The following is a 13,502-nucleotide window of genomic DNA, read 5'->3' on the forward strand; positions in this document are numbered from 1 at the left end:
GTGACTATCAGTCGTGTCACACGACGCGTACTCGATTCTCCCGACCTTGGATCGGAGGCGAGCACTTCGTCGCCGATCTGGATCGCTTCAATTCCTTTTGCACTGCCGTCAGCCATGAGAACGCGGGTGTCAGCAAGGAAGCAGTTACAGCCGCCGCCCTTAGCAGGCTTGGTCTTGCCCGAATCTCGAATTCTTATTCCGCCGCCAGATCCACCCGGGGTGTCATAGGGGGCAATCTCGCCATTCACAAGCTTCGCCGCTATGTTGAGCTCTGCGTAATACCCGAGCTCATCACAGTCGGTTTCCTGACAAGCATTGAGCAGCGCCGTGGTCTGCGCGGTCCAGATCGTCCCCCGCTCAGTATTCACCACAAAGCGAAGCTGAATTTCGATCTGCTTCCTGTACTCCTTGAGGAATTTTGGCGTGACCTTCTTGGGGAGGCGAAGCGGCTTGTCTGCCTTATCCAGCCAAACGATGTCGTTAACGGTCGGCCTGTAGGTGCTGGGCCTGCTGTTGTACCCCCCAGACATCCCGTGAGGACGATTCGGGTCATCGACGGCCAGCTTGTCGTCGCGGGGGTTGTAGTGGCCGCCGCAGTTGCCGTTCAGGCAGTCGGTCTCTATCTCTCCGGTGGGGTCGCTCAGAGAGACGGGGTTGTTGCTGGAGTACACGTAGCCGTGGAGCTGTTGCGAGTTGGACAGGTCCATCAGCGGGTCGACGGATATGAAGCGGCCGATCAGAGGGTCGTACTCACGGGCTCCGAGGTGGGTGAAGCCGCTGTCGGCGTCCTTGGTGCCACCGACGAACCCCTTGTCGCCGGCCCAGGCAGTGGACTGGGTGCCGCGTTCCTCACCGAAGATCCCCGTCTTGCGGCGGGTGACGGTCTGCGTCGCATCGGCGCTGATCTGCGTGGTGCCAGTGCCGTGGTGGTCGGCCAGGGTGAAGGTGAGCTTGCCGCCCGTGCGCATGGCGACGCCGCCGTAGTAGCGGGTGCCTGTGACCTTGCCGGACTTGTCGAGCTTGAGCTCGTTGCCTCCGGGGAGGTAGAGCGTGACGCCGGTCGAGTCCTTGCGGAGCAGACGCTGGCCGGCGGTGTCGTACGCGAACGAGTTGCTGGACGTGCCCTGGTTGAGGGCCTTGAGGTGTCCCTCGGCGTCCCACTCCAGGTACTGGGTCTCGGCCGTTCCGATCTTTCGGGTCTTGGTGTTGCCGGATGCGTCGTAGGTGAAGACCTCGTCCCGCGCGTCGGTACCCGACTGCGTGATCTTGGGCAGGTCGTGCTTGCCCGCTGTCGGCGCCGTGTAGGTACGAACGGTGTCGGAAACCGGACCTGAGGCCGTCTGGTGCTTGGTTTCCGTCTTTCGGTTGCCGACCGCGTCATAGGTGTACGTCGTCCAGTACGCGTCCGGGCCGCCGACGACCGTGTCGGAGGGCGCCGTCGCGCAGGTCTCACCCTTGTTGGTCCATGCGTCGACGATGCGGCGCAGGGCATCGAGGCTGACGCACTGGGTGTCGGTCGTCCGGTCCGCGTCCTGGCCGCTGGCGGTCGCGATGGCCGTCAGGTTGCCTGCGGGGTCGGTGGTGTAGCGGGTGTCGTCAATGCGCTGTGGTGCGACCTCCCGGTCGGTGTAGGCGCGGGTGACGGTTCCGGTGTGGTCGTCGTACTCGGTCGAGGTGAACACCCGCTGACCGGGGGCTCCCAGTTCCTGGCGTGTGGCACGGCCGAAGTGGTCGTACGTCATGGCCGAGACGAGTCGGCTGCTTCCGGCTCCTATGGTGTTGAGGAGGCCGGACACCGACTTGTAGGTGCTGCCGACTGTCTCGGCGGGCAGGTCGCCCATGGCCGGCTGCTTCGTCGTGAGCAGCTGCCCGTTGATGTTGTAGGTGTTGGTCCACTTGTAGGTACCGGCCAGCGCGCCCGTGTCCGGTGCCGCCGGGATGTTCATCTGCGCTTGCAGCGGCTGGTACAGGTGGTCGTAGACGGTGACTTCCGACTCGTACGGCTGGCCATCGATGTAGCGGGTCGACTTGCCCAATTTGCCCTTGGCCACGGTGTCGTAGACATTCGAGGTCAGGACTGTTTCGCCCTGCTTGACCGCTGTGGGGCGGCCGAGCTCGTCGTAGTCGGTGTGCAGGGTGATACCCCGGGCGTCGGTCACGTCCGTGGCCTTGCCGGTGCTGTCGTACGTGGTCTTGGTCGTGCCCTTGTCCGGGTCCTTCACCTCGGTCTGGGAACCACGTACGTCGTAGGTGTAGGTCCACTGCGCGCCGCTCGGGTCGGTGACCTGGGCCAGGCGTCCGAGCCTGTCGTAGGCGTACCGGGTGGACTGCGAGGTCATGCGACCGGCGTCGGTGTACTGCTTGAGCTCAACCGTGCGTCCGCGGGCGTCCACGACGGTGGTCGCCGAAGTGCCGCCCTGGGGCGGGATGACCGTGGTGGTGTCACCGGTGTAGCTGGTGGTGGCCCGCTTCGTCTCCACCCCGAACCTCTTGGAGATCACGGTGGTGGGGCGGCCTGCACCGTCATAGACCGTGTCGGCGGAGCCCGGGTAGCCACTCTCCAGGCCCGTCACCAGCTGTGCTTCCGGGGGCCCGTCGGCGTAGTACGTGCCCGAGGCCCGCCAGGGTTGTCCCTTCGTGTCGTAGAAGGTCTCGGAGATCAGGCGGCCCGCCAGGTCGGGTGACTGCGTCTGGCTCTGGCGCTCGCGCAGCAGCCCGTCCTGGAGGGAGTAGTTGACGGAGTACTTGTAGTCCTGGGTCAGTGACTTGGAAGTGACGACGCTCGGGCCGTCGTTGCGGATCGTGTACTCGAACAGGCGGCTCGGCTTGTCCGGGTTGCTGGAGGCCGGCCAGTTCGGCAGCCAGACCTTCGACGTACGCCCGAGGGCGTCGTAGGCCGTCGTGGTCACCTTGCCGTTGGGGTCGGTGACCTTTGTGGACTGCCCACGCAAGGGGTCGAGCTCCGAGGACACGGCGTGCCCCTTCGGATTCGTCACGACCATGGTGGTCGCGACCTCCCCAGCGGCCGGCGTCAGCGCGATCGTGGTGAGCTTGCCGTACGGGTCGGCGATGGCGAGCTGTCGCCCGTAGGCGTCGTAGCAGAGCTGGTCCTTGGAGGTGCCGCACGTGCTGGGGACCGAGGAGAGGGTGTCGTAGCCGTCACCCTTCGCGTTGATCGTCTCGGTCCTCGTCAGCAGGCCCGTACCCGGGAGGGTGCCGATCGCGCCGTTGTCGAAGTAGGACCGGGTATCGGAGATGACGTCCGTCGGCCGGTTGACCGCCGTGCCACAGGGCACGGCGACGGTCTCGACCCGGCTCACCTTGTCCAGGATCCAGCTCGCCGTGTTGCGGGCATAGCTGGTCGTCGTACAGGTCTCGTCCCCGCTCGTGGCGGTGTCGCCGGTCTGGGACTCCCACTCGGGCATGCCGTAGCTGTCGTAGTGCCGGGTCACCTCGGTGGTCCGGGTCCCACCGGTCACGGCCGTACGGGTGGAGACCCTCTCGACTCCGGTCCTGTACGAGACGAGGTCGGGGAGACCGAGCCTGGCCCGCTTGGCGACGATGTCCGAGCGCCAGGGCGTGCTCGAGGTCGCGGTGACGAGCTTGCCCGTGTCGTCCCCGTTGTAGGTGGCCGACTCCCGCGGCCGCCCGGCGAACTCCGGACGGTCGGTAACTGCTGCTCCTGTGCCGTCCTTGACCTCCTTGCCGTCGAGGCCCCGGAAGTAGCGCGTCTCGCTGAGGGACTTCGGTTCGTCCGCGGCGCCGACTCGCACCTGGACGCGCTCGTACCCGCGGGCGACGGAATGGACGCGGTCCTCGGACTTCGTGAACTCGTCCGTGCTCTTGTCCCAGGCCGCTCCACCGAGGTAGCTGTACGAGGTCACCTTGTCAGGCGAGTCGACCAGGTTGTCTCCTTCCACCACCTGGTTGACCGCATAGGTGTTGAACCAGTCCAGCTTCGCCGTCTCGCCCTCGAAGGCCCACTTCACCGGGTAACAGCGCGTGGTGTTCGAAGCGTCCGCTGCGGGCAGGGTGGCGGTGGTGCAGTCCGGCTGCGAGTAGGTGACGCCGATCGTGCCTCCGGACTCCGTGGTCACCTGGTACATGCGCAAGCGGATGAAGGGGGCGAGCCCGTCGCCCGTCTTGTCGACGCGGTTGGCCTTCTGCTCGCCCGCAAAGGTGACGGGAGGAAGCGCGATATCAGGGGCGTCGCCGGCCTTGGCCGTGCGGGTGATGGACTTCAGCCACAGCGGGGTGGAAATCCCGTCGCCAGAGGGCGGGAAGCTCTGATCCAGGGCCCAGGAGTCGACGTCCTTGTACGCGCCGCCGGTGAGGATCTTGGTGTTGATGCCCGTCAGTCGCATGCGCGACCAGAAGGTGGGCGAGAACTGGTTCTTGCACTCGGCGGAGCCGTCCTTGCAGAACTGGTCGTACGGCGAGTCCGGCCAGTTCTTGGCGTTGGTCTCGTCGAAGGTGCCGCAGGTGGTGAGGCAGCGCTCCGAGACGTCGAAGGTGACCTGCCCCATGGCCTTGGCGCTGTAGACCGACCCGGCACGGAGGCCGTAGTCGATGTGGTCGAGCCAGCCGCTGCGAATGTAGGGGGTGACGGTGCCCTTGCCGGTGGTCTGGGAGACGTTGCGCCCGTAGTTGTTGGTCTCGGTCTTCCAGTGGTAGGCCATGGCGCTGCCCCCGGGGGCCACGACGTAGTCGAGCTGCCACCGCCAGGCCTGCTGACACCACGCGCTCGCGAAGGAGGCGTTGTAGCAGGGTTCTCCGGCCTGATTGCCGTAGACGGGCACCGTCCAGGCGGAGTTCGTCGTGGGTGTGGACGCGTCCTTCCAACCCGGAAGACGGTTCAGACCGAAGAAGTACTGGGTGCCGTCGGTCGTGGTGATCTTCCAGTGCTCACCGTCGTTGTCGCCGTTGGTGGCGCCGGTGAGCTTCTCGACCTTCTCGCCGGAGTCGGACGCGGGGTGCCAGCCCTTGCCCTCCTCGTGGACCAGCTCCGTGGACTTCCCGTTCAGCGAGAGCGTGGCGTTGTCGTTGAACCAGCACTGATCGCCGACCTTGGTGGTGTTCGTACTGCCGGTCTTGTCGTCGACGCACGGCTTGTACCTACGCTCGATGAATCCCGGCTCCCAGGACCAGCCGTCGCCGATCCAGGACGCCTGGCTGTTCGATGCGGCAGTGCGGCCGTCGACCGACTGCGAGTTGTAGTCCAGGGAGATCTTCGGCACGAGGCCTCCCGGGACGGGAGGTGTCGCGACGTTGTACGACCAGGAGAACGCGCCGGTGGACCCACCGGCGTTCCAGGAGCCGGAGGGCTCCAGTGGCGTCGCCTTGTAGTTGCCGGTAGAACCGGAGGCACCGGCCGTCGCGGCGAGGACCGTCGCGGCGGGTGCGGCGGCGGGCGCCGACTGCGCAGGTAATCCAGCCGACTTGAGCATCTGCACCGACGGACCGGGTGTCGTGATCTCGGCCGTGAGCTTGCCCGACCGGGTGTCGTTCCGCGTCTCCAGAGCCTTCTGCGTACGGCATTCCGGGCGGTCGGGGGTTGTCAACGCGCAGGCCGGAAGTTCGACCAGGTGCAGACGTGCTGCATAGTCACCGCCGTACGCGGCGCGGAAGGTGTTGTAGTCCACCTCGACCTTGGCGGACGCCGACTGCCGGCCACCGTCCGAGCGCCCCACCGACAGCAGCACACCGTCGATACCGGCCTTGCGGGCCCCGTCCCGGGCAGCGACGAGGACCTTCACCTTGGCCGGGGTCTCTGCGGATGCGCTCGATGCCGCGTACACCGTCACCGGGAGCAGGCCGGCCTGGTGCAGACCGGAGCCGATGGCCGGTGCCGATCCCGCGCCAGAGGCAAGGGCTTTGGAACCCGCGCCTGGCACGAGGTCCACCTCAGCCGAACCTGCCGCAGGCCAAGTGACCTTCGGGGCACGCCACGGGTTCCCGGCTGCGGCATCGACCTTCTTCGCTCCGCCGCTGCGGACCGGCTTGACCGGTACGGCCTTCGGCTGCTTGAGCCCCGGCAGTAACGGCCCGTCTTTGCTGTCGGCGACGGCCTCAGCTCCCGGCAGCATGCCTGAGAGGACCACCGCGGCCAATGCCGCAGAAAGCCCCCGCATGCGAAATCTTCTCACACCCCACCCCACGTTCCTAAGGAATTTATCGGGCGCAGAGTAACAGCCCTAATTCGCAAGCCGACCCTCCGCAAGTGGCTTGAATTCGAGCACGGAAAACGTCACTCAATGCAAAGTTAACCTTTCAGAACAAAGCAAGACACTCCACCTAAGATCCACATAAAAGACCACCTCAAAGGGTGGGCAGGAGCTGCCGCTTCGAGTACAGTCGCCGCGAATATCGGACGGTTGGAGTTTGCGTGACGAAAAGAAAGACCCCATTCCGGAAACCGGGCGGACGGGGGATATCCCGAGCCATATCCATGACCTTGATTGGCGCAATAGCGACTGCCGGATTGACTGCATTACAGCCAGCGACGAGAGCCTCGGCGGCCACTGATCCGGTAGCTGACGGCTCCATGAGCGCGGAGGACTTCGCTCTCGCCAAGGCCAAAGAGACAGGTCAGCCCTACGAGCTGGCGTCCGCACGGACCGGCTCCTCGGACACCTGGGCCCTTCCGAACGGCAAGTGGTCCGTGAAGCGTCACGGCACAACGGTGCGGGTGCGTCAGGGTGGGGTCTGGGTCGCGACCGACCCGACGCTCCAGTTCGCCGCGGACGGGAAGGTGGAGCCCAAGGCCTCGGCCGTCGCGGTCGCCTTCTCCGGCGGCGGCACCGGCCCCCTCCTGACCGGGGTGAAGGACGGCCGCACTCTGTCACTGACGTGGTCCAAGGCACTGCCGAAGCCGACGCTAGCGGCGAACGTGGCCACGTACGCGAACGTACTGCCGGACGTGGACCTGCAGCTGAAGGCCGAGGTCGAGGGCTTCTCGCAGCTGCTGGTGGTCAAGACAGCAGAGGCGGCGAAGCATCCCGATCTGGCGGTGCTGAAGTTCAAGCTCGACACCGTTGGCTTGAACGTCACAAGCGACCCGACGACCGGACTGCTCACCGCGGTCAACCCGGCGGGGCAGAACGTCTTCACCGCCTCGGCGCCCATGATGTGGGACTCCACCACAACGGGAGCTGCTGCTCAGGTCCGTTCATCAGGTGCCGCCCGTACCCTCGCCGCAGGCCCGGGGACCGGGAGCGGCGAGCCATCGGATGTGTTCGTGGCCCCGTCCGGGGCGAAGGACGCGCAGATGCCGACGACGGTCGCCGGTGGCTCCCTGGAGATCAAGCCAAACCAGGCCCTGCTGACGGACGCACAGACGAAGTACCCCGTCTACATCGACCCCTCTGTCGCATGGGGTGAACGCCAGAACTGGGCCTGGGCCTACCGGAGCTGGCCGAACAACTCGTACTGGAACACCAAGCAGGACGTCCGGGTCGGGTACGAGAGCGACACCAACGGACTCTCCCGATCCTTCTTCCAGCTGGACACGTCCAACATCAAGGGCACCCTGGTCTCGAAGTCGACCTTCCGTGTGAAGGAGACCTGGTCCTGGTCCTGCACCGCCACCCCGGTGGAGCTCTGGACCACCGGCCCCATCTCGTCGAAGACGACATGGAACAACCAGCCCGGCAAGGGAACGCGGCTCGCCACCGTCACCGCGGCCAAGGGCTACGAGGGGTGCTCGCAGGGCAACCTCGAGTTCGACGCCACGGAGGCCGCGAAGGAGTCCGCTTCCAAAGGCTGGTCCAGTGTGACGTTGGGTCTGTACGCCGCGAATGAGGGCGACGTGTACCAGTGGAAGCGCTTCGACCCCAAGACGATCACGCTGGAGACCGAGTACAACCACCCGCCCGGCAAGCCGACGGGTCTGGGCACCGACCCGGAAGGCCCTTGCGACTTCGCTGGCCGGTTCGTTCCCTCGCGCACAATCGGTGACTCCCGTGTGGGTCTGTACGCGAAGATCGACGATCCGGACGGCGGCAACCTGGAAGCCGAGTTTCAGCTGTTCAAGCGGTCCTTCCTCCCCACCGGCGGGTCCAAGCTGATTGCGACGCAGTCCATCCCGGCCAGCAGGGGCAGGGTCGCGACCTGGAGCGTCCCCGACGCCACTCTGCCCGACGGCATGTACTCCTGGAAGGTCCGAGCCAAGGATCAGGACAACGCCTACTCCGACTGGTCGTCCAGCTGCGCCTTCCGCGTCGACCGCACCCGTCCCAGCAAGCCGCCGGTGATCACCTCGGCTCACTTCCCCGACGGCAAGAACGGCTGGCCCGCCACCACTGGCCAGGCCCGCACCCCGGGCACGTTCACGTTCTCCGCCAACGGCGTCGCAGATGTCCAGGAGATCCTCTACTACACGGACTCCGAACCCGCACCTCAGGCGGTCGCCCCGGGTGCAAGTGTGACCGTCACACCCTCCGGTTCCGGCCCTCACTTCGTCTACGCGATCACCGTCGACAAGGCCGGCAACCGGTCCGACACTGCGAGCTACCTCTACTACGCCAAGCGCTCGCAGACCGCGGACGGCCCGAACGACCTGAACGGTGACGGCAACCGGGACATCTGGACCGTCGACTCGCAAGGCACCTTGCTCGCCTACGCCGGCCAGGGCAATGGCAAGTTCGCCGCCGCCGCCAAGGGCGGTGTCTCCTTCAGCGGGGCCCAGATCGGTACCCAGGGCGACTGGGACGGCGACGGCTTCAACGACCTAGTCTCCCTGCAGCAACCGTCCGGGATGACCCAGAAGAAGCTCTGGAGCTACCCGAACAACGGGCAGGGCTCGGTCGTCAACAACCCCGTCGAACTGACAGTGGCCTGCCCGGTAAAGGACCCCGCAGTCGGATGTGACTACGGCAGTGACTGGAACGGCGACGACCACTGGTACAACGCCGAGCAGATCATCCCGCCGGGCGACCTCAACGGCGACGGCGCACCGGATGTGCTGGTCAAGCAGGGCAAGCAGCTGTGGGCCTACTACGGCAGCATTTTCGGGTCCCTCGACAGCAACGGAGAGCCCGTCCTCGTCGGAAACGGCGACTGGGACAAGTTCACCGTCATCGCTCCCGGCGACCTGAACGGCGACAACGTTCCCGACCTGTGGCTGCGCGACGACGCCACCGGCGACATCTTCCGTACGTTCGGCAGCAAGGGCCTCAACGGCCTGGTCGACCCCACCACCTGGGGAAGCCCCGCCAGCCGTGTGAAGATCGCCTCCGGCATAGGCAAGACCGCCTACCCGACGCTCGGCTCAGCGGGTGACGTCACCGGGGACAAGCTGGCCGATCTCTGGGCGGTCGACTCCAACCGGCAACTCGCAACCTTCAACGGCACCGGCACCAGCCAGCCTTTGAACGTCACAGGCATCAACCCGACGCCAGCCTTCCTCGGTAACGTCACCGCGCCCGCGGCCCAGTGGAAGCTGACCGGCCCGTCCGGCAGCAGCACCAGCACACCCAGCTCCGCAGGCAGCTTCCCTGCGGAGACCGCCGGGATCACGTGGCCCTCCGCGACCATAGGCGGGCGCAACACCCCCTACGCCGCGTTCGACGGCCCCCAGTCGTCCATCACCACCGACCGGCCCGTGGTCGACACGCGCCAGAGTTTCACCATCAGCGCATGGGTGAAGCCAGGTCCCAGCGGTGCCGTCATCAGCCAGGACAACAACCGCAACAGCGCCTTCGCCATCTTCGCCGACCCCGACTCGAAGAAGTGGGGCTTCGCCCTCTCCTACGCCGACGTCGACGGCTCGGCCTACGACTGGTCCAACAAGACCACCAACGACGCGGCCCGGTTCACCCCTGACACCTGGCAGCAACTGACCGCCGTGTACAACGCCAGCACTGGGCTGATGAGCCTCTACGTCAACGGCGCGCTCGCCGCCGTCGGCCACCACAACGCGGCCAGCAGCCCCGCCCCGACCGGCCCCCTCGTCCTCGGACGGTTCAAGGAGAACGGAAAGGCCGATTTCTACCACGACGGCCTCAAGGGCGGCATCAGCAACGTCGCGGTCTACCCCTATGCCGCGCCGCTCACCGCGCCCGGAACCACCGGCCCTATGTCCCTGACTGCCAAGCCCAGCCACTGCATGGACAACGACAACGGCCGGCCGGTCGACGGGAACAAGATCCAGGCCTGGGACTGCAACATGCTCGGCGGCGGCGGTGCCCAGAAGTTCGACATCCGCGCGGACGGCACCATCCGACACCAGGAGAAGTGCCTCGACGCCAAGGACGCGGGTATCACCAACGGCACGCCGATCCAGATCGCCGGATGCCATAACCACCCCGCGCAGCAGTTCCTCCCCCGCGCGGACGGCAGCCTCTACAACCCTGTCTCCGGCCGGTGCGTGGACGCGGCCAACATGGAGACGGGCACCCAGCTCTACCTTTGGGACTGCAACGCCAGCAACCCACAGCGCTGGACGATTCCTGCCTTGAGCACCGCCCCTCTGCCCGTTCCTCTGTGGTGAGAGAGACAGCGAGCTGACAACAAGCGGGTGGGTTCGGCAGCCAGAGGCTGCCGAACCCACCCGCTCAGTCTGTCCGCCTACGGCGTCAGCAGGACGGAACCGGCTTCCCCTGGTTCAGGGCCCGCAGCGCGTCCACGGCACCCGTCAGCGAAGTGACGGGGATCAGCTGGAGCCCCTCGGGAAGTTCGGACTTCGCGTCCGAGCACTCCGCCTCCGGCACGAGGAACACGCTCGCCCCGTCCCGCTGAGCGGCCTGCGTCTTCAGCGCCACCCCGCCGACCGCGCCGACCGTTCCGTCGGCGGTGATGGTTCCCGTACCGGCGATGCTGCGGCCGCCGGTGAGGTCGCCGCCGCTGCCGTCGCCGTCGAGCTTGTCGACGATGCCGAGGGAGAAGAGGAGTCCGGCGCTCGGTCCGCCGACATCGGCGAGGTTGAGGTCGACCTTGACGGCCTTGGGGTCCTTGTGGAGATAGCCGAGGGCGGCGTCGGCCGCGGCCGACTGCGACTTGGCCATTTCCTCCAGGTTGTGCTCCTCGATCTGCTCGTCGCTTCCGCCCGACGGGTAGACGGCCTCCTTGGGCATGACCGCCCGGGTGCCGTCGAACCAGTGGCTCAGCAGCTCGGGCAGTTTCACCGTGGTGGAGGGGCCGGTGGCCTGGATGGTGGTCATCCGTAGCTGGCCCTTGGTGTCGCGGGTGGGGGCTCCGGTGACGACGATGACGGGCTTGCCGTCGCGGGCCCCCAGCACGTCGGCCGTGAGCCCGGGCTGGGCGATCACGAAGGGCAGCGGTGCGAACGCGGCCGCGGCGAACAGGCCGAGCAGGGGCGCGGCGCAGACGGCCAGGGCGGCGGGGCGCGGCAGACGTGTGAGGCGAGAGAGCACCCGGCCAATCTACCGACCCGGTCGTCTCCCGCCTCCCCGCCTCCCCGGCCCGCCGGGCCCGCGCGGTGGTCAGCGCAGGGCGTCGGCGACCTCGCGTGCCGCGTCGACCACGCGGGGGCCGACGCGTTCGGGCACGGCGTCGGCCAGCATGACGACGCCGACGCTGCCTTCCAGCCCGGTGATGCCGACGAGCGGCGCGGCGGCGCCGCTGGCGCCCGCTTCCAGCTCGCCGTGCGTCAGGGTGTACCCGGGCTCGATGAGCGAGCCCTGACGGGCGGCCAGGATGGCCCGGCCGGCCGCGCCGCGGTCCAGCGGGTGGCGGAAGCCGGCCCGGTAGGCGACGTGGTAGTCGGTCCAGGTCGGCTCGACGACGGCCACGGCGAGCGCCTCGGTGCCGTCGACGAGGGTCAGGTGCGCGGTGGCCCCGATGTCCTCGGCGAGTGACCGCAGGGCGGGCAGGGCCGCTTCCCGGACGAGCGGGTGGACCTGACGGCCCAGGCGCAGCACGCCGAGCCCGACCCGGGCCCGGCCGCCGAGGTCACGGCGGACCAGGGCGTGCTGTTCGAGGGTGGCGAGCAGGCGGTAGACCACGGTGCGGTTGACACCGAGGCGGTTGGAGAGCTCGGTGACGGTCAGACCGTGGTCGGTGTCGGCGAGCAGCTTGAGGACTCTGAGTCCCCGGTCGAGAGTCTGGGAGGTTTCCGCGGTCACGACGCCTCTCCCTCATTTTCGGTGGGCGGCGGTGACTCTCACGAGGCGGAGCGCTGCCGGTCCCTCGGCGACGCACGGAGAGGCCGCCGGTAGCGGCCAGGGCACCGGCTGCGCTCCCGCGGCGGCGCTGCCACGGGGCGTTCGATGCGGGGACAGTAGCGAGCGGGTCCGCTGAGCGGAAGACCTCGTCCAGAATCCGGGCGCCTGCTGCCGGTTTGCGGCCATTTCTGCTCGTGCCTGTGCCAATTCGTAATGTAGTTCAGCAGAAAATCGGTTTACGGCGCCCTTAGTCTGATCGTGTTCAAAAAGATGTTGGGGGTGGGCGGGGGCAACCTGCCTTGCGCTCACGTAGGGGAGAGAAGCAACTGTGAACCTGAAGCGCATGGCCGTCGTCGCCGCTGCCGCCGTGGTCGGCCCGACGGTCCTCATGGCCACGCCCGCGATGGCGGACGAGGTCCAGAACCCGGCCGTCACGACCCCGGACACCGCTCCGCAGGACGACGCCGCCGCCCCGGCGGCTCCGGCCGCCGCTCCGGCAGCGCAGACCCCGGCGGCTCCGGCCGTCCCGGCCGCCCAGACGCCGGCCGTGCCCGCCGTGCCCGCCGCGCAGACCCCCGCCGCTCCCGCTGCACAGACCCCCGCTCCCGCCCCGGCCCCGGCGAAGGACGCGAAGCCCGCCCCGGCGAAGCCGGGCGTCGAGGACGCGGACGAGTACGAGTACCAGGAGGGCCCGAAGCTGGGCCTGCGCAACCTGCCCGCAGCCGGCTTCAAGGCCGGCGGCGACTGGACGGAGATCGGCCTGGTGGTCGACAACTCCGGCATCCAGGGCTTCAAGGACTACGGCTTCGCCGTCCTCGGCGGAAACGACCACGACACCCTGCGCTCCAAGCACCTCGACGTCCAGATCTTCGACGGTGGGGAGTGGGTCGCCGCCGACAAGGACCCGTCCGGCCAGGTCGCGGGTACCTTCTTCGACAGCCATGTCGACGAGGACGAGTTCTTCACCATCAAGCTGCGCGTGAAGTTCAGCAAGGACGCTCCGGTCGGCAACATCGAGTTCGTCGTAGCCGGCGGCAGCAACGTCAAGGACGAGCTGTTCGCGTCCGACATGCGGACCTTCAAGTCGAAGATCACCCGGGCCTCGACCGGCGGCAACACCGGCAACGGCGGCCACAACAACGGTGGCGGCAACACCGGCACCAAGCCGAACGGCGGCGGCACCACCACGCCGATCGTCCTCCCGGGCAACGGCGGCACCACCAACAACGGTGGCACCACCAACACCGGCGGCGAGCTCGCCGAGACCGGCGCCGACGCCGCCACCACCTGGGCGATCGGTGGCGCGGGCATCGCCCTCGCCATGGGTGCGGCCCTGGTCGCGGGCACCGGCCGTCGCCGCCGCACCACCGTCTGATCGAC

At 67.5% G+C, this 13,502-nt stretch carries 5 protein-coding genes; 2 read left to right on the plus strand and 3 right to left on the minus strand.

The window, feature by feature from the left end; genetic code table 11:
* Positions 1-5,903, minus strand: a 5,903-nt coding sequence (locus OOK31_RS37990) for an RHS repeat domain-containing protein (RefSeq protein WP_267092017.1), incomplete at its 3' end; no start/stop codon positions are given.
* A 641-nt stretch (positions 5,904-6,544) separates the two neighbouring features.
* Here OOK31_RS37990 and OOK31_RS37995 point away from each other — a divergent pair.
* Positions 6,545-10,489: a ricin-type beta-trefoil lectin domain protein gene (locus OOK31_RS37995; protein WP_267092018.1), complete on the plus strand. Its 3,945-nt coding sequence runs from the start codon at positions 6,545-6,547 to the stop codon at positions 10,487-10,489.
* An 85-nt stretch (positions 10,490-10,574) separates the two neighbouring features.
* Here the strand turns inward: OOK31_RS37995 and OOK31_RS38000 are convergent, their stop codons facing one another.
* Together OOK31_RS38000 and OOK31_RS38005 are read right to left on the minus strand one after the other, a co-directional pair.
* Complete coding sequence (locus OOK31_RS38000) at positions 10,575-11,372, minus strand: S16 family serine protease (protein WP_267092019.1); 798 nt, start codon at positions 11,370-11,372, stop codon at positions 10,575-10,577.
* A 69-nt stretch (positions 11,373-11,441) separates the two neighbouring features.
* Positions 11,442-12,083, minus strand: coding sequence for an IclR family transcriptional regulator (locus OOK31_RS38005; protein ID WP_007264382.1), 642 nt, complete (start codon positions 12,081-12,083; stop codon positions 11,442-11,444).
* A gap of 367 nt (positions 12,084-12,450) precedes the next feature.
* Between OOK31_RS38005 and OOK31_RS38010 the strand changes: the two genes are divergently transcribed.
* Positions 12,451-13,497 (plus strand): hypothetical protein, encoded by a 1,047-nt coding sequence (locus tag OOK31_RS38010; RefSeq protein WP_267092020.1) that lies wholly within the window; start codon positions 12,451-12,453, stop codon positions 13,495-13,497.
* Positions 13,498-13,502: the final 5 nt, after the last annotated feature.

The sequence above is a fragment of the Streptomyces sp. NBC_00249 genome (assembly GCF_026342355.1).
In the GTDB taxonomy this organism is placed as follows: domain Bacteria; phylum Actinomycetota; class Actinomycetes; order Streptomycetales; family Streptomycetaceae; genus Streptomyces.